The sequence below is a fragment of the Streptomyces sp. SN-593 genome (genome assembly GCF_016756395.1).
Classification (GTDB): domain Bacteria; phylum Actinomycetota; class Actinomycetes; order Streptomycetales; family Streptomycetaceae; genus Actinacidiphila; species Actinacidiphila reveromycinica.
This window is the reverse complement of record NZ_AP018365.1, coordinates 5,684,013-5,704,029: the sequence shown is the minus strand read 5'-3', so window position 1 is coordinate 5,704,029 and position 20,017 is coordinate 5,684,013. Positions and strand designations below refer to the sequence as shown.

16 protein-coding genes and 2 tRNA genes are annotated in these 20,017 nt (G+C 73.9%); 5 read left to right on the top strand and 13 right to left on the bottom strand.

All coding sequences use genetic code 11. From position 1 onward, the window contains the following. The first annotated feature begins 263 nt into the window (after positions 1 to 263). A complete protein-coding gene (locus RVR_RS24325; RefSeq protein ID WP_202236037.1) occupies positions 264 to 674 on the top strand; it encodes a Fur family transcriptional regulator in 411 nt (136 codons plus the stop codon). Here the strand turns inward: RVR_RS24325 and RVR_RS24320 are convergent. From RVR_RS24320 to RVR_RS24300, 5 genes are all read right to left on the bottom strand, one after another. Continuing rightward, the gene (locus RVR_RS24320) at positions 644 to 1,903 is read right to left on the bottom strand and encodes a HEAT repeat domain-containing protein (RefSeq protein ID WP_237404934.1); all 1,260 of its coding nucleotides are present in this window, start codon (positions 1,901 to 1,903) and stop codon (positions 644 to 646) included. The two genes, RVR_RS24325 and RVR_RS24320, sit on opposite strands and share 31 nt — an antisense overlap. Before the next feature lie 253 nt (positions 1,904 to 2,156). Further along, positions 2,157 to 2,233: transfer RNA gene (locus tag RVR_RS24315), tRNA-Met, on the bottom strand. A gap of 324 nt (positions 2,234 to 2,557) precedes the next feature. Next, positions 2,558 to 4,432: a tetratricopeptide repeat protein gene (locus RVR_RS24310; protein ID WP_430393172.1), complete on the bottom strand. Its 1,875-nt coding sequence runs from the start codon at positions 4,430 to 4,432 to the stop codon at positions 2,558 to 2,560. Between the two features lie 244 nt (positions 4,433 to 4,676). Continuing rightward, positions 4,677 to 4,753 (bottom strand) — tRNA-Met (locus RVR_RS24305). 42 nt (positions 4,754 to 4,795) lie between these two features. Beyond that, on the bottom strand, positions 4,796 to 7,780 hold the full coding sequence (locus tag RVR_RS24300; protein WP_202239058.1) for a UPF0182 family membrane protein: 2,985 nt from the start codon (positions 7,778 to 7,780) through the stop codon (positions 4,796 to 4,798). Positions 7,781 to 7,911: 131 nt separating this feature from the next. On the opposite strand from RVR_RS24300, the gene RVR_RS24295 reads away from it, so the two are divergent. After that, positions 7,912 to 8,472, top strand: coding sequence for a PPA1309 family protein (locus RVR_RS24295; protein ID WP_202236034.1), 561 nt, complete (start codon positions 7,912 to 7,914; stop codon positions 8,470 to 8,472). A gap of 133 nt (positions 8,473 to 8,605) precedes the next feature. Here the strand turns inward: RVR_RS24295 and RVR_RS24290 are convergent, their stop codons facing one another. The 4 genes from RVR_RS24290 to RVR_RS24275 form a co-directional block, all read right to left on the bottom strand. Continuing rightward, complete coding sequence (locus tag RVR_RS24290; protein WP_202236033.1) at positions 8,606 to 9,679, bottom strand: YlbL family protein; 1,074 nt, start codon at positions 9,677 to 9,679, stop codon at positions 8,606 to 8,608. A 9-nt stretch (positions 9,680 to 9,688) separates the two neighbouring features. After that, positions 9,689 to 9,949 carry a hypothetical protein gene (locus tag RVR_RS24285; protein WP_202239709.1) on the bottom strand — a complete coding sequence of 87 codons (261 nt, stop codon included), beginning with the start codon at positions 9,947 to 9,949 and terminating at the stop codon, positions 9,689 to 9,691. Between the two features lie 247 nt (positions 9,950 to 10,196). Further along, positions 10,197 to 10,691 carry a molybdenum cofactor biosynthesis protein MoaE gene (locus RVR_RS24280; RefSeq protein WP_430393171.1) on the bottom strand — a complete coding sequence of 165 codons (495 nt, stop codon included), beginning with the start codon at positions 10,689 to 10,691 and terminating at the stop codon, positions 10,197 to 10,199. A gap of 110 nt (positions 10,692 to 10,801) precedes the next feature. Further along, entirely contained in the window at positions 10,802 to 11,905 is a 1,104-nt protein-coding gene (locus RVR_RS24275; RefSeq protein WP_202236029.1) for an SDR family oxidoreductase, read from the bottom strand. 197 nt (positions 11,906 to 12,102) lie between these two features. On the opposite strand from RVR_RS24275, the gene RVR_RS24270 reads away from it, so the two are divergent. Continuing rightward, positions 12,103 to 13,635: a zinc-dependent metalloprotease gene (locus RVR_RS24270; protein WP_202236027.1), complete on the top strand. Its 1,533-nt coding sequence runs from the start codon at positions 12,103 to 12,105 to the stop codon at positions 13,633 to 13,635. Then, positions 13,632 to 14,162 (top strand): NUDIX hydrolase, encoded by a 531-nt coding sequence (locus RVR_RS24265; protein WP_202236025.1) that lies wholly within the window; start codon positions 13,632 to 13,634, stop codon positions 14,160 to 14,162. Before RVR_RS24270 ends, RVR_RS24265 begins: the two co-directional genes overlap by 4 nt. 111 nt (positions 14,163 to 14,273) lie before the next feature. Here RVR_RS24265 and RVR_RS24260 read toward each other — a convergent pair whose 3' ends face one another. The 4 genes from RVR_RS24260 to RVR_RS24245 all read right to left on the bottom strand — a co-directional run bounded on the left by RVR_RS24260 (position 14,274) and on the right by RVR_RS24245 (position 18,279). Continuing rightward, positions 14,274 to 15,029 (bottom strand): AIM24 family protein, encoded by a 756-nt coding sequence (locus RVR_RS24260; RefSeq protein ID WP_202236023.1) that lies wholly within the window; start codon positions 15,027 to 15,029, stop codon positions 14,274 to 14,276. A 17-nt stretch (positions 15,030 to 15,046) separates the two neighbouring features. Then, entirely contained in the window at positions 15,047 to 15,730 is a 684-nt protein-coding gene (locus tag RVR_RS24255; protein ID WP_202236015.1) for an AIM24 family protein, read from the bottom strand. A 6-nt stretch (positions 15,731 to 15,736) separates the two neighbouring features. Next, a complete protein-coding gene (locus RVR_RS24250) occupies positions 15,737 to 17,401 on the bottom strand; it encodes a TerD family protein (RefSeq protein WP_202236014.1) in 1,665 nt (554 codons plus the stop codon). A 353-nt stretch (positions 17,402 to 17,754) separates the two neighbouring features. After that, positions 17,755 to 18,279, bottom strand: coding sequence for a M48 metallopeptidase family protein (locus RVR_RS24245; protein WP_237405394.1), 525 nt, complete (start codon positions 18,277 to 18,279; stop codon positions 17,755 to 17,757). 368 nt (positions 18,280 to 18,647) lie between these two features. On the opposite strand from RVR_RS24245, the gene RVR_RS24240 reads away from it, so the two are divergent. After that, positions 18,648 to 19,937 (top strand): ThiF family adenylyltransferase, encoded by a 1,290-nt coding sequence (locus RVR_RS24240; RefSeq protein WP_202239056.1) that lies wholly within the window; start codon positions 18,648 to 18,650, stop codon positions 19,935 to 19,937. The last annotated feature ends 80 nt before the right edge of the window (positions 19,938 to 20,017 follow it).

Genomic DNA, 20,017 nt, shown 5'->3' with positions numbered 1-20,017 from the left:
GCGCGGCCGCCCCCGCGGGACCGCGTGGAGCCAAGTCGAGGAGGGCCGGTGCCCATGGCTCCCGGTCCCCCTCGACGGTACGGTCAAGCGCCGGTTCAGCCGCGGAGGGCCTGGACCGCGGCGTCCGGCCGCCTGCCGTAGTCGGCCGCCGATCTTCGTGACCGGATCCGGATCCGATCCTACAATGGACATTGTCCACGTCAAGACTTCAGCCAGCCATGGATCCAGTAGTTGTCAGGACCCCGACTGTTAGGCTGGTCCGCATGAGCGACCTCCTGGAACGACTGCGCGAGCGCGGTTGGCGCATGACCGCGCAGCGGCGCGTCGTGGCCGAGGTGCTCGACGGGGACCACGTCCACCTCACCGCCGACGAGGTGCACGCCCGCGCCACCGCCCGCCTGCCCGAGATCTCCCGGGCGACGGTCTACAACACCCTCGGCGAGATGGTGAGCATCGGCGAGATCATCGAGGTCGCCACCGACGGCCGCGCCAAGCGGTATGACCCGAACGCGCACCACCCGCACCAGCACCTGGTGTGCGCCCGCTGCGGCACCGTCCGCGACGTCCACCCCACCGGCGACCCGCTCGCCGCCCTGCCGGCCGACGAGCGCTTCGGCTTCACCGTCTCCTCCGCCGAGGTCACCTACCGCGGGCTCTGCCCGGACTGCGCGTAGCCCGCCGCCCGCGCCGCGCCGATCCGCTCCGCCAGCCGGCGCACCGCCGGCTCCGTCCGGGTACGGCCGATCCACAGCGTCTCCGGCGGCACGTCGTCCGGCACCCGGGCCAGCGCCCGGAACACCTCGCGGGCCACCCCGGGGTCCGGGTCGTTGGCCAACGGGGCGAGCAGCGGCACCAGTTCGCACGGCCGCGCCAACCGCCCCACCGCACGCGCCGCGGCCCTGCGCACCATCGCGCGCGGGTCCGGCAGCAACGGGGCGAGCAGCTCCACGTCCGCGGCGTCCCCGCACTCCCCCAGTCCGGTGGCGAGCCCGGCCAGCAGGCCCGGCACGCCGTCCGCCCGCCTCGCCGCCTTCCGTACCTGCTTGCGGTAGACGTCCGCGGGCGGTTCACCGCGCTGGTAGAGCTTCCACCGCGCCTGTGCCCGCACCATCAGGGCCCGGTCCGCCAGCGGCGCCACCAGGCGGGTGGCCGGAACGTCCGCGGGCAGCGCCGACACCGCCAGCTCGCGCACCCCCGCGCCGCTCGCCCACAGCAACCGTCCCGCCTGCTCCGGGTCCAGCTCCAGCAGCCGCTGCGCGCACAGCCGGCGGCACACCTGGTCCGTGTCGTGCAGCGCGGTGCGCAGCAGGTCGCCGCGGACGTACTCCCCCAGGTCCAGGGCGAGTTCGACGCCGAAGCGGCGCACCGGCGGATCGGCGTGGCCGGCGAGCGCCCGGACCGCCCGGCGCCGCGCCGGCTCGGCCAGCACCGAGCGGTACGCGCCGAGCAGGCCGTGCGCCCGCCGCCGTCCGCCGACCGCCAACAGCACGCCCACCGCCGCGGGCACCTCGTCGGGAGCGGTACGCGCCAGCAGCGCGGCCCGCGCGCGCTCGGCGACCTGGGGCACGCGGTCCACCGCGCGCAGCGCCGACGCCGCCGCGGGCAGCGGGCCCCCGGCGGTGGCCAGCGCCTCGACGGCCGCCTGCCGCACCCGCCCGTCGGGGTCCAGCGACGCGACGAGCGCGCCGAGCAGGTCGGATGACGGCGCGTCACCTCCCGGCGGTGCGGGTCGCGCACGGCACCGGTCCGGGTGGGGCGAGCCGGCGTCGGGGACCCGGGCGTACCGGTCCAGGAGGGTGAGCAGCGCGGCGGGAGCCCGGCCCAGCGCCTCCACGGCGGCCGCCCGGGTCTGCGGCGAACCCTGTGCCGCGGCCTCGCGCAGGCGCGCCAGCAGCGCCCTCACGTCCTCCGGGCGCCGTCCCTGAACCGCAAGGCCGCACCACGCGGCCCACCGCGCCGCCTGTGCGACCCGCTCGGCGGACACGTCCACCGCTTCTGCCCGACGCCGCCTGCGCAGCAACCCGCCTCCCGGCCTTGCGCGACTCTCCGCCCCCATCGTCGCGCCCCACCCGGCCTGCACCAAGCAGCTTCGCCCGGACTTTGCCCGAACAACACGTAAGCCCGAAAGCACATGCTTTCGGGCTTACGTCCTTACGTGGTAGCGGGGACAGGATTTGAACCTGCGACCTCTGGGTTATGAGCCCAGCGAGCTACCGAGCTGCTCCACCCCGCGTCGTTGTGCCTTCACCATACCCCGCCACCCCGACCCCACCAAATCCATTCCCCCGTGGCACCCCACCCCGAGCAGCGCCCCCGCAGGGACGCGGGGAACGGCACGGCACGCCCCCACCCACCACCAGACAAACCCCCACCCTCCAGCGGCACCCCGCAGAGACGCGGGACACCCGCGCGACACCCCCCCCCACCCACCGCCACACCAACCCCCACCCCGAGCGGCGCCCCCGCAGGGGCGCGGGGAACGGCGTGGCACGCCCCCACCGGCAGGTGGTCCGGGAGCCGACAGCACCGATCCCGCCCGGGCGGACCGCCTCGGCGATCACGCAGTGAGTTCGTGGGAAACCGCCGCCGTGAGCCGCGCCGCCCGCTCCGCCACCTCCGGCGGCCCGCAGTCGATCGCTCGGGCACACCAGGACTGCGCGGCCGGGAGGTCGCCCCGCCGGGCGGAGAGCAGCGCCATCCGCAGCGCCGCCCGCCCGTGCCCGGCCTCGGCCGCGCGGCTCCACCACAGCGCGGCCTCGGGCTCGCTGCCCTCCCGCGCGAGCAACAACCCCAGGTTGAACGCGCCGTTGCGCGACCCCGCCTCGGCGGCGAGCCGGTACCAGTGCGCGGCCCCGACCACGTCGCCGCGCTTGGCCGCGCCCATGCCGAGCCGCACCTGGGCGCGGCGGTGCCCTTGGCGCGCCGCGCGTTCGTGCCACTCGGCCGCCTCCTCGGCGCACTCCGCGCGGCCCTCCTCGCGGGCGTCGAGCAGCGCGCCGAGGCGGAAGGCCGCCTCGGCGCTGCCGCCGCCCGCCGCGCAGCGCAGGTGGCGCTCGGCGGCGTGCTGGTCGCCCTCGCGCTGGAGGGCGATCGCGACCTGGAGCGCGGCCTCGGCGTGGCCGGCCGCGGCCGCCCGCTCGTACCAGCGGCGGGCGGTGGCGTCCTCGCCCCGGGAGGCGTGCAGGATGCCGAGGTTGAAGGCGGCGTCGATGCTGCCGGCCTCCGCCGCCTTGGAGAACCACGGCTCGGCGCCGGCCGCGTCCCCGCGCTGGAGCAGCAGTACCGCGACCGCGTTGGCGGCCTCGCGGTGCCCGGCGTACGCGGCCTTGCGGTACCACTGCTCGGCCTGCGCGGCGCGGCCGTTGCCCGCGCACAGCAGCCCGAGGTTGTACGCGCCGTTGACGTCGCCGGCCTCCATGGCGGTGCGGTACCAGCGCTCGGCGGTCTGCGTCTCGCCCTCCTGGGCGTGCAGGGCGCCCAGCGCGTTCGCCGCGTTGCCCTCCCCGGCCTGGGCGGCGCGCCGCCACCAGGTCGCGGCCTGGTCGACGTCGCCCGCGTCGCGCAGCAGGAAGCCCAGCGCGCAGGCGGCGCGCGGCTCTCCGTCACGCGCGGCCGTCAGGTACCAGTGCTCGGCCTCCTTGAGCTCGCCCCGCTCCTCCAGGAGCGTGCCGAGTCGCAGTGCGGCACGGCGGTGCCGCTTGGCGGCGGCCTGGCGGTACCACTGCTCGGCCTCGCGTTCCTGGCCGCGGACCGCGCAGATCCGCGCCAACCGGTAGGCGGCCTCGCGGTGCCCCTGCTCGGCGGCGACCCGGAACCAGCGCTCGGCGGCGACATCGCGCTGGTGGTCGAGCAGGTCGGCGAGAGCGTAGGCGCCCAGCGCGTGGCCGGCCTCGGCGGCCTGGCGCAGCCAGTAGTCGGCGCCGGGCTCGTCGCCGCGCTCGCGCAGGTGGCGGCCGAGCGCGTGGGCTGCGGGCGCGGAGCCGGCGACGGCGGCGATCCGCCACCAGCCGGCGGCCTCCTCCGCGTGCCCGCGCTGGTGCAGCAGCAACGCGAGGTTGTTGGCGGCGGCGCGTTCGCCGTCCTGCACGGCGCCCCGCAGGTAGGGCTCCGCCGCGTCGAGGTCGCCGCGGCGCAGCAGCAGGGTGCCGAGCGCGCTCATCGCCCGGGGGTCGCCGGCGTCGGCGGCCGCCCGGTGCCGGGCCTCGATCTCGGCCTCCTCGCGCATGGCGAGGGTGTCCTCGTCGGGCAGTTCGGTGAGCAGGGGCGGCACGGCGGGCCGGCCGGCGTCGGGCGCGCCCGGTCCCACGGGCTCGCCGCTGCGGGGGGCGGGCAGCAACCCGGCCACGGTCATGGCCTTGCCGCCTGTCGGCTCCCGCTCCTCGCGGTTCTGACGAGTGTTCAGCAGTCCTGCACCGTCCCCCATAAGCCCCATGGTCGCACCACCTGTCAGCGGCGTACACCTGGTATACCGCACCCCGCTTGGTCACTTCGGCGTTTTATCGACTTCCCGACAAGGCGTCAGGCCAAACACCCTAAACTCGATGTCGCACGAAGGAGTGAAGCGACTCGAACTTCCTTGACTGCGAGGCTGGTTGCGAGTGCTAGGGATGGCGTCCGACGATCGGGCCGTGGGCGCGAAAAAACGGCCCGGGGTCCCTTGAGACCCCGAGCCGTCGTGGTAGCGGGGACAGGATTTGAACCTGCGACCTCTGGGTTATGAGCCCAGCGAGCTACCGAGCTGCTCCACCCCGCGTCGTTGTGTGCCAACCGTACCACGCCGCGGGACGTCACCTGATCAGCCCGCCTTCGAAGGCGTGGCGGCGGCCTCGGGGCGGTTGACGGTCTTCGCCGCCTTCGCCGCCTTCTCGGCCCGCTCGGCCTCCTTGAGCGCCTTGCCCAGGCGCTTCTGGGCCTCGCCGTACGCCGTCCAGTCGCCCTTCCTCATGGCGGACCGGGCGTCGTCGTAGGCTTTCTGGGCCTTCGTCAGCGCGGCCTCGACCCGGGGGTCGGCGGAGCCGCCGGGCGGCGTCGTGGTCGGCCCCCCCGGGTTCGTGGGGGCCGTCGGGACCGTGGGGTTCGTCGAGGTGCCGCCGCCGCTGCCGAACACCGCGTCCAGCGCCTCGTCCAGGGTGTCGTCGAAGGCATTGCGCCCGTTGAAGCTGACGAACACCTTCTTCAGCAGCGGGTAGTCGACGTTCGCGCCGCGCAGGTAGACCGGCTCCACGTACAGCAGCCCGCCGTCCAGCGGCAGGGTGAGCAGGTTGCCGTACTCGATGGTGGAGTCCTTGCCGCGCAGCCGGGAGATCTGCTGGGCGTAGGCGGCGTCGGAGTTGAACTTGCTCTGCACCAGCTTCGGTCCGTCCACGGGGTCGTCGGTCGGTGTCTCCAGCAGCCGTATCTTCCCGTAGTCGGGGCTGGTGGCGTCGGAGTCCACCGCGACGAACGCCGCGAGGGTGCCGCGTCTGCTGGGCGTGAAGGTGGAGGTGAGCGAGAACCTCTGCGTGCTCTGGCCGGGCATCTTCAGGCTCAGGTAGTACGGCGGCACCGCCTTGCCCGACTTGGAGTCGGGGTCGGCGGACACCTGCCAGACCTGGCTGCCGGTGTAGAACTGCGCGGCGTTGGTGACGTGGTACTGCGTCAGCATCTGCCGCTGCACCTTGAACAGGTCCTCGGGATAGCGCAGATGCGCCATGAGCGCCGCCGGAATCGCGCTCTTGGGCTGCACCGTGTGCGGGAACGCCTTCATCCAGGTCTTGAGCACCGGGTCCTTGGTGTCCCACTGGTAGAGCGTCACGGCGCCGGTGTAGGCGTCCACCGTGGCCTTCACCGAGTTGCGGATGTAGTTGACCTGGTTCTGGCGCGCCACCACGGACCGCTGGTCGTCGGTGGTGGAGTCGGCGGTGGTGTGGCCCAGCGTCGTGCGCGAGGAGTACGGGTAGTCGTCGGTCGTCGTGTAGGCGTCGACGATCCAGACCACGTGCGTGCCGACCACGGCCGGGTACGGGTCGCCGTCGATGGTCAGCCAGGGCGCGACCGCCTCGACGCGCTGCTTGGGGGTGCGCTTGTACAGGATCTGCGAACCGTGCCCGATCGCGCCCGAGTAGAGGATCTTCGGCTCGCCGAAGGCCACCGCGTACGCCGCCCTGGTGACCGGGTTGTCCAGACCGACCCCGCCCTTGCCCCGGTAGGTGGTGGTCACCTCGTGCTTCTTCGCGGCGTAGTCCAGTTCCTTGGTGGGGCCGCCGACGATGGAGTACTGCGTGGTCTGCTCACCGAAGTAGATCTGCTGCGTGTACGGGCCGAAGGCGCCGGCGGTGGGCAGTCCCTGCTCGGTGTAGACCGGCTGCCCGGCGTGGTCGGAGTCGCTCGCGGCGCCGACGCCCCCGGTCGCGCTCCCGTTGCCGGTCACGGTGGTGCCCTTGGCCGCTACCACGCCGTAGCCGTGGGTGTACTTGAAGTGGTCGTTGATCCAGTTCTTCTCCGGGATGCCCTTCTCGTTCAGCTCCCGGACACCGACCACGGTGTCCTGCTCCTTGCCGTCCACCGTGTACCGGTCGACGTCCAGGGTGGAGGGGAAGGAGTAGTAACTCCCCGACTGCTGGGTCTGCTGGAAGGTCGGTGAGACCACGTTGGGGTCCAGCACGCGGATGGAGGCGGCGCTGCCCGCGTCGGCGCGCAGCGTGGCGCCCGACGCCTTGCTGGTGCCCTTGTAGTCGGACTCGACCGTGTCGTCGATGCCGTACGCGGCGCGGGTGGCGTCGATGTTGCGCTGGAGGTACGGCGCCTCCTTGACCGCCTCGTTCGGCTGGACCTGGAACTTCTGCACGATCGCCGGGTACAGGCCGCCGATCAGGACCGCGGACAGCACCATCAGGCCGAATCCGATGGTCGGCAGCGTCCAGGTGCGCCGCCACAGCGTGGCGAAGAAGAGCAGCGCGCAGATCACCGCGATGAACGTCAGGATGGTCTTGGCCGGCAGGTAGGCGTTGGCGTCGACGTAGCGCAGTCCGGTCCAGTCGTCGGTGGCCTTGATGCCGCCGGACTTCACGGCGAGGGAGTAGCGGTCCAGCCAGTAGGCGACCGCCTTCAGGGAGACGAACAGGCCCAGCAGCACCGAGAGGTGGCCGGTGGCCGCCGCTCCGGCCCGCGCGCCCGGGGAGGTGATCCGCAGCCCGCCGTACAGGTAGTGCACCAGCACCGCGGCAACCAGGGACACCAGCACGACCGCGAAGCAGAAGGCCAGCAGGAAGCGGTACCAGGGCAGGTCGAAGGTGTAGAAGGAGACGTCCTTGTGGAACTGCGGGTCCCTGGCGTGGAACGGCGTCGCGTTCATGAACAGCAGCCACGACCGCCAGTGCCCGGAGGCCGATCCGCCGGCGACCAGCCCGACCACCGTGCTGACCGCGAGCAGCACCCACTTCCGGTACGGGGCGATGCCCGTGCGGTACCGGTCGAGGTTCTGCTGCTCGGCCGACATGGCGCCCGGCAGCGGGCGCAGCCGGTAGGCCAGGAGGATGTTCGCCCCGACGGCCAGCGCCATCAGCAGCCCGAAGGCGAGGAACAGGGCGACCTTGGTGCCCAGCACGGTGCCGAACACCGAGGAGTAGTGCACCGACCGGTACCACAGCAGGTTCGTCCAGAAGCCGGCGAACAGCACGAACGCGACCATCAGCACGGCCAGTACGGCCACGGCGACGAGCAGCGCGCGGACCGTCCGCGACGGGCGGCCCACGGTGAAGCGAGGTGCGGACGCCCCTCCGTCCGCGTCGCGTTCCGGCATCTCGAATACCACGGTGCGCACCTCGAAGTGGTCGGTGATCTCGGGCGCCCCGAGTCGGACCCCCACAGGTGCAACTTCTCGACGCTTTGGCCGGTTCCCGTTTCCGGCCGGAGAAGGGGGAGGATACTGACATGTCCAACACTGCGACCGAAGGTTCGCCGCTCGCGGCGAACCCCCTGACCCGCGCCGTCCTCGAGATCGACGGCTATGCGGCGGGCCTCGGCTGGGACCGGCCCGCACGGCTGTTCGCCCTGGTCGACACCGCCCATCTGCGCAGCCGCGAGCCCGCCCTCGCCGACCAGCTCGGGCTGGACGCCGCCGGCCCGGCCGACGGCGGCCTGACCCCCATCGAGCAGGACGAGCTGCCGGCCGGCCAGGCGCTCGACGACTTCCTGGCCACCATCGCCTGGCCGGATGTGATCGCGGGCTGCGCGCTCACCGTGGAGCGGCTGATGCTGCCGCCGTCCGCCGAGGCGGCCATCCCCGACGGCCTCGACGGCAAGGCGCTGACCGCCTGGGTCGCGGCGCACCCCGAGCGCCAGGAGGTGCGGATGACGGTGGGGGTGCTGCGCGACGGGACGCGGGAGTCGGCGGTGCGGCTGCGCGAGAAGGACTCCGCGACGGAGGTGCTGACCGGCAGGGACCTGGTGCCCGGGCTGGCGGAGGCGCTGAGCGCCACGTTCGAGGAGTGAGGGCGGGCGGCTGACCGCGGCAGGGTGCCGGGCGGAGGCCCGGCACCCGGGCGGCGGAGGAGGCACGCAGGCGGCGGAGGAAGCGCCCGGGCGGCGGGAGAAGGAAGTGGGCGGCGGGGCCGCACCCCGGCGGTCAGCTCTTGCAGCTCGGCAGCTTCGAGGTGGCGCCGCTGCGGATGTCCTTCAGCGCCGCCATGGCGTCGTCCAGGGTCTTGACCTTGACCAGGGTGAGGCCGCCGGGGACGTCCTTGGCGGCCTCCTCGCAGTTGTCGGCCGGGGTGAGGAAGTACTTCGCGCCCTTGTCGCGGGCGCCGATCGTCTTGAGGCTGATGCCGCCGATCGGCCCGACGTCGCCCTTGTCGTCTATGGTCCCGGTGCCGGCCACGAAGGCACCGCCGGTGAGCGAGCCCGGGGTGAGCTTGTCGATGATGCCGAGCGCGAACATCATGCCCGCACTGGGGCCGCCGACGTCCGCCAGCCGGATGTTGATGGTGAACGGGAACAGGTGCTCCACGCCCGCCGCGATGCCGACGATCGCGCGCTTGGCGCCGCTGTCGTCGGAGGCGCGGGTGGTGATCGTCACCTGCTGGGTCGGCGGGGACTTCTTCTTCACGTCGGCGGCCCTGACCACGGTGAAGACGGTCTTCTCGCCCGGGGAGTGCTTGGTCACGAAGGTCGCCACCTGGTCGGCCGCGGCGACCTGGTGGCCGTCCACCGCCTTGATCACGTCGCCGGCGTGCAGCAGGCCCTCGGCCGCGCCGCCCTTGACCACGCTCGCGACGATCACCCGGGACTGCACGGGGATCTTCAGCTCCTCCAGGGCGGCGACCTTGGCGCTGTCCTGGGACTGGCTGAACTCCTCCGCGTTCTCCTGGTCCGCCTGCTCGGCGGTCTGGCCCCCGGGGTAGATCGTGTCGTGCTCGACGACCTTGTCGTCGTGCCGGGCCCAGCCGAGCACCGCCTCGACCAGGTTCATCCGGTAGTCCGCGCCGGTGACGCGCACCGTCGTCATGTTCAGGTTGCCGGTGGTGGGGTATGTCGTGCGGCCGGAGATGTCGATGACCTTCTCGCCGCCGTAGCTGCCCAGGGTGTTCACGGTCGGCCCGGGTGACATCTCCGCGTACGGAGTCGGGGTCACCAGCGCCACGCACAGCAGCGCTATGAGCGTCAGGGTCGAGGCGAGGAGCGTCGCGGTGCGGCGTGACATGCCCTGACCCTACGGGACCGGTCCGACGACCGGCCCGCGGGGTGAGTCCTCCTCGCCGTCCGACGAGGTGTCCTTGTCGAGCGCCGCGACCGGGGCGCCTCCGGCCCCGGCCGCGACCGCCGAGGACGCCTGCATGGCCTGCCGGAACCGCTCGTAGCCGGCGAGCGAGGCACCGTCTCCGGTGCTGCGCCGGCGGGCGGCCCAGCGGGCCCAGATGGCGGCGGCGGCCGCGGCGGCCACCGGAATGAGCAACCAAGTGAGTGCTGCCACTGCGAACTCCCCGATCCCGTATGGGCCAAACGAGATTAATCAGACCTATGAGCAGATTAACCACGCGGTAAGACAACGTTCGGCCGGGGCGCGGGGTTACGCAACCGGAAGTACCACTAACGGAGGGTTCGTTCCGCGGCCGGCGTCGGGGCGGGCCCAGGGGCCGGCGTCGCGGGGCATCCGGCGTCGCGCGGCCGCCGCCGCAGCAGGCGCCGGCCCGCCCCCGTCCGGTACCGGCCTGCCTCCGTCAGGCGCCGACCCACGTCTGCCCGCCGTCGGCGAACGTCTGGTGCTTCCAGATCGGCACCTCGCGCTTGAGGTCGTCGATCAGGCGGCGGCTGGCGGCGAACGCCTCGCCGCGGTGCGGGCACGCGACCGCGACGACCACCGCGATGTCGCCGACCCGCAGGTCGCCGACCCGGTGGACGGCGGCGAGCGCCCGGACGGGGAAGTCAGCGGCGACTTTCTCCGCGACCCGGCGCAGTTCGGTCCCGGCCGTGGGGTGCGCGGTGTACGACAGCCCGGTCACCAGGGCGTCGGGGCGTTCGTCGTGGTCGCGGACGGTGCCCACGAACAGCGCGGTGCCGCCAGCCGCGTCGTCCCCGACCGCGGCGAGGACCTCGTCGACCGACAGGGGCGTGTCGCGGATCGCGAGCAGGCGCACGGCGGGCGCGGACCCGCCTGCGCGGCGCGCGGGCGCGGACTCTCCGGGCGCGCCGGATACGGGTGCCATGCCTTCCATCCTGCCTCACTCCCCCCGCCGTCCCGCGAGGCGGAAACCGTGTCCCCTCCCGTGGTCCCATGATGGACCCGCCCTCGGCGGGCCGGCCGCCCGGGGGCGCCGGGTGGAGGTCACAGTCCGCGGCGGCGGCGCGCGCTGCGCACCACGGCGGCCGCGCCGATCAGGGCGACGGTCGCGCCCGCGGCGCCCAGGGTGGTGGCGTCCTTGCGGCCCAGGCGGCGCCCGGCGACGGAGTTGCGCCCCTCGACCTCCGCGAGCAGTTCCGCGAGCACCTGCTCGTTGGACCACCGGGGCCGCCATCCCGCCTCGTACAGCTTGCGCCCGCTGACCACCCAGGGGTGCATGGTGTACGCGAGGTCGCCGGCCGGGGACGGGGTCAGGCCCAGCCGGTGCAGCCGCGAGGCCGCGCCGAAGGCGACCGCGGCCGGCAGTTCCATGCGGCGGATGCCGGAAAGCTGCTCGACCTCCTCCTGCTCCAGCCAGCCGTCGCAGCCGACGGCCATGTCGCCGTCGACCTTCTCCAGCGCCGCGAACTCCAGGGCCGAGACGAGGTCGTCGACGTGGCAGAACTGCCAGCAGGGGCGGCTGCCGGCCACCACGAGCAGCCGGGGCGACTCGAAGTAGCGGGTCAGCGCGGTGTCGGTGTCGCCCACCAGGACCGCCGGCCGCAGGATCGTCACGTTCAGTCCCGGATGGGCGCGCGGGGCGCGCCGGCCCAGCCGCTCGATCTCCAGCAGGTCGTCCACGAAGCTCGCCTCGGAGGTGGCGCGCAGCGGCGCGTCCTCGGCGAGCGGCACGTCGTTGTCGGCCTGGGCGCCGTAGACCATCGCCGAGGTGCACAGCACCACGCGGTGCACCCCGGCCGCGGCGGCCGCCGTGAGCACGGTCTGGGTGCCGCGCACGTTGAACGCCGAGCGGGCCTTCGCGTCGGACTCCAGGTCCAGGTCGAGCGCGAGGTGCACCACGACCGACGCGCCGCGCAGCTTCTCGGCGATCGCCGGGTCGCGCACGTCGAGCACCCGCCAGGTCGCCCCGGGCACGTCGCCACGCCGCTCGTCGATCGCGACGACCCTTCTGACCTGGTCGGACTCGGCGAGCCGCAGGGCCAGCGCGCGCCCCACCCCGGAAGCCGCGCCCGTGATCGCGACCACCGGCCCGGACCCGGACCGGCCGGGACTCCGCTCTGGGCGAACGTGTGCTTCTGGGGAACTCACCGGGTGTCTCCCACGGTTGTCTCAGATACGTACAGCGCCATCCTGCCGGACGGGTGTCTACGCTGGAGGTAGAGCCCATCACACCGGGCCCGGTCGGCAAGACCTCCTGACACGCCGCACCGGTGGCGGTCAGAGGCCCGGTCGGCCATGTACAGGCCCCCGACACAGCCCATCACGACACAGATCCGAGGAATCCCGTGAGTGACATCCCATTCGGATTCGGCGTCCCTCCCGAGGAGCCCGAGGACGGGGACGAGGGCAAGCAGCCCAAGGGCGGCCAGCCGAACCCGTTCGGCTTCGGCGGCGCCAGCCCCTTCGGCGCGGGCGGCGGCGACAACCCGCTCGCGGCGATGTTCGGCTCCCTGAACCCCGGTGACCTGGGCGCGGCCTTCCAGCAGCTCGGCCAGATGCTCTCCTACGACGGCGGCCCCGTGAACTGGGACATGGCCAAGGACATCGCCCGCCAGACCGTCGCCCAGGGCACGCCGGACGGCGTGAAGGACGCGACCGTCGGCCGCGCCGACCGCGACTGGGTCCAGGAGGCCGTCCGCCTCGCCGACCTGTGGCTCGACGGCGTGACGTCCCTGCCGTCCGGCGCCAACACCGCCGTGGCCTGGAGCCGCGCCGAGTGGGTCGAGGCGACGCTGCCGGTGTGGAAGGACCTGGTCGACCCGGTGGCCGAGCGCGTCGCCGGCGCCATGGGCGACGTGCTGCCGGAGGAGATGCAGGCCATGACCGGCCCGCTGCTCGGCATGATGCGGTCCATGGGCGGCGCCATGTTCGGTTCGCAGATCGGGCAGGCGCTCGGCACCCTGGCCGGCGAGGTGGTCGGCTCCACGGACGTCGGACTGCCGCTCGGCCCGTCCGGCAAGGCCGCCCTGCTGCCGGCGAACGTGGCCGCGTTCGGCGACGGGCTGGGCATCCCCCAGGAGGAGGTGCGGCTCTACCTCGCGCTGCGCGAGGCCGCCCACCAGCGGCTGTTCGCCCACGTGCCGTGGCTGCGGGCGCACCTGTTCGGCGCCGTCGAGGGCTACGCCCGCGGCATCAAGGTCGACACCGCGCGCCTGGAGGAGGCCGTCGGGCAGCTCGACCCGACGCAGCCCGAGCAGCTTCAGGAGGCGTTGCAACAGGGCATGTTCCAGCCCGAGGACACCCCGGCGCAGAAGTCCGCGCTGGCCCGGCTGGAGACGGCCCTCGCGCTGGTCGAGGGCTGGGTGGACGCGGTCGTGCACGCGGCCGCCGCGCCGCACCTGCCGTCCGCGGGCGCGCTGCGGGAGACGCTGCGCCGCCGCCGGGCGACCGGCGGCCCGGCCGAGCAGACCTTCGCCACCCTGATCGGCCTCGAACTGCGGCCGCGCCGGCTGCGCGACGCCTCCCGGCTGTGGGCATCGCTCACCGACGCCCGCGGCGTCGAGGGCCGGGACGGCCTGTGGGCGCACCCCGACATGCTGCCGACGGCGGCCGACCTGGACGACCCCGACGGGTTCGTGCACCGCGACGCCATCGACTTCTCCGAGCTGGACAAGCTGCTCGGGGAGGCGGCCGGCGGGACGGCCGGCGACCGCGGGCCCGGGACGAGCACGGACAAGGGCGCCCCGGGCACCGGCCGCGAGGGCGCGGCTGGGCCGGAGAAGCCCGCACAGGCCGAGGACGGCGGTCCCTCGGCGAAGGACGCGGGCGACGACGGGCAATCGGGTTCCGGCGACGAGGACGGCGACACCGGCAAGTGAGCACCCTGTACGAGGACGCGGTGGGCGTCCTGGAGAGCTGGCACGCCCCCGACACCGGTCAGGAGGAGCTGCGCCGCGCGTACCTCGCCCACCTGGCGGCGCACCCGGACGGGATGGGGAAGCCCTGCAAGGCCGGGCACCTGACCGGCAGCGTGCTGATCCTGGACGCCGAGCGGCGGCGCGTCCTGCTGACCCTGCACGCCAAGCTCAGGACCTGGCTCCAGACCGGCGGCCACTGCGAGCCCGACGACACCTCGCTGGCGGGCGCCGCCCTGCGCGAGGGCACCGAGGAATCCGGGATCGCAGGGCTTCAGCTCCTGGTCCCCGGCCCGGTGAACCTGGACCGCCACCTGGTGCCCTGCGCCTGGCACCTCGACGTCCAGTACGCCGCGGTGGCGCCGCCCGGCGCGGTGGAGTCCGTCAGCGAGGAGTCACTGGCGCTGCGCTGGTTCGCCTTCGACGAGGTCGCGGAACTGCCCGACCGGTCGGTGCGCACCCTCCTGGAGCGCACCAGGGCGCTGCTGTAGGAGCGGCGGGGCCTGCGGCCGCGATCCGGACCGGTAAGGGGCGCCACCTGCGGGTGGGCGCCCCTTACACCGTCCTGCACCGCCACGCTCACGCGTCCGGCGGTCCCGCCGTCAGCGGCCGCCCCAGGCGTTGCCCTGGGGGGCGCCCTGCGCCCCGACGCCGTACTGCGCGCGCAGGCCGTGCAGGTCGACGTTCTGCGGCGGCATCATCTCGCTCGGCTGCACCAGGACGTGGCCCTGGCCGACGAAGTTCAGCTCCCATCCCTCGCCGGTGTTGCCGCGCCGGCGGAAGACCGTCGAACTGCTGGTCTGCGCCTGCATCTGGACCCGCAGCGACGTCGACCAGGCGACGACCGCGTCCGCGTCACAGGACACGTACGTGTTCGGGGTGACCGGGAGCACGAGTGGCTTGCCCGACGTCATCAGGGCGACCTTGCCCCGCCCGGCGATGACGACGTTGTACTGCCCGGTGCCGGACAGGCCGTACTGGCTGTCGACCGCGACCACGTCCCAGTGCAGGCCGGAGTCCAGGGCGAGCACGTAGGAGCTGTCGACGGTGAGGCCGTCGTGGTCGACGTCGAGGATGTGGATCTGCTGGGCGAGGTTCGCCAGGTAGACGGTGCCCTGCCCGGAGCAGCGCATCAGGTCCAGTGCCTCGCCCGTCGCCCGTGCCGCGCGGCGCCGGTGGTGCGACTGGTACTCCCCGTCGAACTCGATCATGCCCTGGTAGGCGACCATCGCGCCCTTGCGGGCCAGGCAGTCCGGGCCGGCGTCGCCGTCCAACCGGACCCGCAGCAGGTAGGAGTTCTGGAGGCTGTAGTGGTCCTGGTTCTGGACCTCGGTGAAGGCGAAAAGCGGGCTCTGCATGATGTGTTCGCTCCCCCTCAGCCCCGGGCCCGGAGCCGGTCGGTACTGTCCTCGCTCGGCTGCACGACCACGAAACCCTGGCCGGAGAACGCGATCTGGAACGCCTCGCCGCTGCCGCGCCCGATCAGCGACGACGCCTTGAAGCTGCGCTTGGCCTTCATCTTCAGCCCGGACGACCAGGCGACCAGGGCGTCCGGGTCGACGTACGTCTCGTCGGCCCCCGAACCGCAGTCGACCACGACCGGGGTGCCGCGCGAGGTGACCGCGACCCATCCGGTGCCGGACACGGCCACGTTGAACAGGCCCTGGCCGGCGAACTTCGCCAGCCCCTTGACGCGCTCGACGCCCCACCGCAGGTGCGCGTCGAACGCCAGCAGGTTGGTGCCGTTGACCGACACCGACTCGTCGGCCAGGTTGAGGCAGACCACGTCGGCGCCGTAGTCGGCCAGGTAGAGCAGTCCGTCGCCGCTGCACTTCATCACCGGTGCGCTCTCGCCGGTGAGCCACGACGCGGCCATCTGCCGTACCGCCGGCGGGTTCGGCTCGTACTGGATGAAGCCCTCGTAGGCGATCATCGAGCCGGTCCGCGCGTAGAGGTCCTGGCCGGTGGCCATGGCGACCTTGAGCATGGACGAGCCGTGGTTCTCCATCCGCGCGGCGACCGGCTTGGGGGCGTAACCCGCGATCATCTGCTGGTCCATGGCAGGTCACACCTCGTAGGGCTGGACGACGATGAAGTTGCCGGGAGCGCCGCGGAACTGGAGGTTCACGGTCTCGCCGCTGTGGCCGGGGTAGACGCTCCGACGCAGCCGCACCTGGCTGGAGACGATCACCTGGGAGCCCGCCGACCAGGCGACGATCGCGTTGCTGTCGGCGTAGGTGGTCGGGGTGACCGGAAGGACGACCGGGGTGCCGTGGGTCTTGACGACCACGGTGCCGGTGCCCTGGAACTGCATGGTGAACAGGGCGCCGCCGGGGATGCCGTGGCCCTCGATCCTGCGCACCTCGTACTGCAACCCCTCGTCGAAGGCGAGCACGTTCTCCGCGGAGACGCAGATCGCGTCGCCCTGCAACTCGACCGGGTGCAGGTAGGCGGCGTTCTCGGCGAAGAAGACCTGGCCGTCACCGGTGCAGCGCATGAGCTGCATCTCCTGGCCGGTCATGTTGCCGACGACCCGGCCGCGGAAACCCTCGCCCCGGTAGCCGAAGTCGACCTTGCCCTGATAGAGCACCATGGCGCCCTGGCGGGCCAGCACCGGCTGGCCGGTGCCCTGGCCGAGGTCGGCGCGCATCATCTTCGGGTTCTGCTGCGTCCAGCGCTGGCCGGTCGGCTGCTCGCGGAACTTCTGCATGGAGACGGAGATGCCCGCGCCCTGGGTGGGGGTCGGCGGCACCGTGTACGCGCTCTGGGCGCCCATCGGCGGTCCGGGCGGACCCGGTTGGCCGAAGGGGGCCGGCTGCCCGGGCTGCCCGGGGAAGGGCGGCGGGGTGGCCTGACCGGGGAACGGCGGCGGCGCGGGGGGCGGGACCTGGCCGAAGGGCGGCGCCTGGGCCGGCGGCGTGGCCAACGGCCCGACCATGGTGGGTGCCTGGTGGATGGAAGGGTCCACGCCGGGCGGTGGCGGGGGCGTGGAGCCGGGCGGCGGCGCGCCGAACGCGGGAGCCGGGGCGGGCGGCGGCGCCGCAGCAGGCGCGGGGGCGGAAGCGGGGGCGGGCATGGGCAGCGGCGGTGGGGTGCCCGCGGCGGGCCCGGGCGGCGGCGCGAAACCGGGCACGGGAGCGGCGGCGCCGCCAGGGGGCGCGAACCCCGGTGCGCCCTGCGGTTCCTGGGCCGCCGGCTCCTCCTCGGCGACCTCGCCGCCGAAGTTCCGCAGAAGTGCTTCCAGCCCGCCGTCGAAACCCTGCCCGACCGCGGCGAAGCGCCACACGTCCTTGAGGTAGACGTCGGCGAGCATCACCGCGCGCTCCGTGCTGAACTCCGCGCCGGTGAAGGCGTAGCGCGCGACCTCCTCGCCGCCCGCCACGAGCCGGATGTAGCCGGGCGAGATCTGCGACATCTGCCCGTCGCCGTCGATGGTGGCGGTGAAGGCCAGCTTCCGCACCGCGTCGGGGATCCGGTCGAGGGTGACCCGGAAGGACTCGGTGTCCCCGGCCTGCGCGCCGAGCAACTGGATCGACTCCTCCGGCGACTTCGGCTGGTTGAAGAAGACGAAGTACCGGTCGTCCGAGAGCTGCTCGCCGGCGTCGAGCCCGAAGCAGCTGATGTCGAACGTGAGGCCGGGAGCGGTGATCTGCACGCCCACGTAGAGATCCCTGCCGGCGGTCAGATCACTGATCTTGGCCTTGTGGCCACGTTGGAACTCCCTGGCCATGCGTGCCCTTCCCCCATTCCGCTTGTCGTCGGCTCGCCGCGCCGCTTCGCGTGCACCCGTCGTCCCGGTGCGTTGCGTCAGGCTAACGGCTCGCACCGGAACCGGCCATCACCGGCCTGTACCGGACAGGTACCGGTGCTGTCCCCGGCGCGAGCGGAGCCGGGCCGCGGTCCCCCGGAGCCTGTCCGGCGGATCGTGCCGGGTCAGGCTCGCGGCGTCCGGTGCCGCGCACCGCAAGGCGGAGAACGGTTCTCGTACCGGGTCGTACGTGGGTGTCGTACGTGGGTGATTCGACAACGCAGGGAGGTGCGGTGCCGGGCGCCGTGAGCCCGGCAGGACCCGCCGGACCGGCCCTAGTCCTCGCGCGGGGCGGGCGCGTGGGGCAGCCGGTCGGCGGCGACGACCCCTTCGAGGAAGCCGCGGGCACGCTCGGTGCGCGGATAGCTCTCCAGCAGCTTCCAGAACCGCGGGCCGTGCCCGGGCACCAGCAGGTGCGCGAGTTCGTGCAGGAGCACGTAGTCGATGACGTACTCGGGCATGCCCTGGAGGCGGTGGGACAGGCGAATGCTCCCCTCGGCCGGGGTGCACGACCCCCACCGGGAGTTCTGGTTGGTGACCCAGCGCACGGTGTCGGGCACGGCGCGGGCGTCCAAGTACTGCTCGGAGAGGCGCTCGGCGCGGGCGGCGAGTTCGTCGTCGCCGGGCATCCGGCGGCTCTCCTGCGCGGCGAGCTTCTCCAGCATCACCGTCACCCAGCGCTGCTCCTCGGCCGTGGACATCCGGGCCGGAAGCATGACGATCGTCCGGTCGCCGTCCCGGTACGCGGAGACCGTACGGCGGCGGCGGGCGCTGCGGCGCACCTCGACCGGGCCCGTCACGGCCGGCCCGCCCGGCCTGCCGGACCCGCCCGCCCGGGTGCCGGGGGCGGGCTGGTCTGCGATGTCATGGGCAGGGTCAGCGGACACATCTCGACGTTACCCGCTGTACCGGGCGGAAGTCCCGACTCCGGGCCGGATGCCGCGGGAATCACCTCGGTTTGCACTCATCTTGAACGACTATCCCTCACAGCCTGTGGATAACTTCGCTCGGCCATTCGCTTTTCCGGGCAAAGTGGAGGCGTCGGTCACCGAGAGCGACGGGAGAGGGGTCTCCCGTGATCCTCCGGGTGGGCTTCGTACGGGCGCTACCTCGTGCCCGGGCGCACCCCGCGGTGCCGGCGCGAGGAGGTGGCGGGGCCGTGCGGTTGATGTTGAAGAGCGCGCTGCGCAGGAGCTGGCGGGACCGGGAGTGCGTGCAGTTCGGGGTGGATCCGGAGCGGGCGGTGGTGCTGGAGCCGGTGGACGGCCCGGCGGCCGGCTTCCTGGCGCTGCTGGACGGCACCCGCGGTCCCGAGGTGCTGGCCCGCGAGGCGGAGTCGCTGGGCCTGGGGCCGGACCGGGTCCGGCGGATGCTGGGCGTCCTGGCGGAGGGCGGCGTGCTGGACGACGCCTCGGCGCACTCCGACCTGTCCACGGTGCTCCGGCACCGCACGGACATGCTGGACCGGCTGCGTCCGGACCTCGCGGCCCTGTCCGTGGTGCACCCCGACCCGGGCGGGGGCGCACTGCGGATACGGCACCGGCACGAGTCGCGCGTGCGGGTGCTGGGGGCGGGCCGGGTCGGCGCGGCCGTGGCGGCGGTGCTGTCCGCCGCCGGGGTGGGGGCGGTGGACGTGGTGGACACCGGGCGGGTCGAGCCGTGGGACATCGGCCCGGCGGGCTTCCCCGCCGACCAGTTGGGAGAGCGGCGGGACGCCGCCGGACGCGGCCTGGTCCGCCGCGCCGCACCCGGCCCGGCCCGCGGACACGGCCGGGCGGCCCCTCGCCGCGGCGCACCGCGGCCGTCCGGGCCCGGAGCAGCGTGGACGGCGGCGCCGAGGCCGGAGCCGGGACCTGACCTGTGGGAAGGCGCTGCCGCGGAGGCCGGGAGCGGCGTGGCGGGCGGTGACGCGGTCGTCGTGGTCGCCCCGCGGGACGGGCTGCACGCGTACGCCCCGGACGTGGACCACGCGCGCGACCTGGTGGCCTCAGGCGTGCCGCACCTCTACGCGGGTGTGCTGGAGGGCACCGGCTTGGTCGGACCGCTGGTGCTGCCGGGGCTGAGCGGGTGCGGCGAGTGCCAGGGGCTGGCGCTGGCCGACCGGGACCCGGCGCTGCCCCGGGTGCTGGCGCAGCTACGGTCGGGGCGCCCGCACGCGGTGCCGGCGTGCGACGTCGCGCTGGCCACAGCGGTGGCGGGCCTGGCGGCGGCACACGTGCTGGCGTACCTGGACGGGCGGCTGCCGCCGAGCACCGGCGCCCGGCTGGAGCTGTCCTCGTTCCGGCTGTCCACGCGGGTGCGGGCCCTGCCGGCGGACACCCGCTGCCCGTGCGGGGCGGCGCCGGGCGGGGCGGCGCCAGGCGGGCAACGCGCCGACGCGCCGCGGGAGGGAAGCGGGGGCGCGGACCCCGCTCCGGAAGGCACGGCAGGCCCGCCGGCGCGGGCGGGGAAGGCGTGATCGGCGCGGCGGCGCGCCCGCCCGGGGGCGCCGCGGGGACGAAAGGCGCTGATCGTCACGGTCGAGAGGCGGCGGAGGGA

Coding starts and splice junctions, on each gene's coding strand:
- RVR_RS24325 (WP_202236037.1), top strand. CDS start 264: ATGAGCGACCTCCTGGAACGACTGCGCGAGCGCGGTTGGCGCATGACC.
- RVR_RS24310 (WP_430393172.1), bottom strand. CDS start 4,432: ATGGGGCTTATGGGGGACGGTGCAGGACTGCTGAACACTCGTCAGAAC.
- RVR_RS24300 (WP_202239058.1), bottom strand. CDS start 7,780: ATGCCGGAACGCGACGCGGACGGAGGGGCGTCCGCACCTCGCTTCACC.
- RVR_RS24295 (WP_202236034.1), top strand. CDS start 7,912: ATGTCCAACACTGCGACCGAAGGTTCGCCGCTCGCGGCGAACCCCCTG.
- RVR_RS24290 (WP_202236033.1), bottom strand. CDS start 9,679: ATGTCACGCCGCACCGCGACGCTCCTCGCCTCGACCCTGACGCTCATA.
- RVR_RS24280 (WP_430393171.1), bottom strand. CDS start 10,691: ATGGAAGGCATGGCACCCGTATCCGGCGCGCCCGGAGAGTCCGCGCCC.
- RVR_RS24260 (WP_202236023.1), bottom strand. CDS start 15,029: ATGCAGAGCCCGCTTTTCGCCTTCACCGAGGTCCAGAACCAGGACCAC.
- RVR_RS24255 (WP_202236015.1), bottom strand. CDS start 15,730: ATGGACCAGCAGATGATCGCGGGTTACGCCCCCAAGCCGGTCGCCGCG.
- RVR_RS24250 (WP_202236014.1), bottom strand. CDS start 17,401: ATGGCCAGGGAGTTCCAACGTGGCCACAAGGCCAAGATCAGTGATCTG.
- RVR_RS24240 (WP_202239056.1), top strand. CDS start 18,648: ATGTTGAAGAGCGCGCTGCGCAGGAGCTGGCGGGACCGGGAGTGCGTG.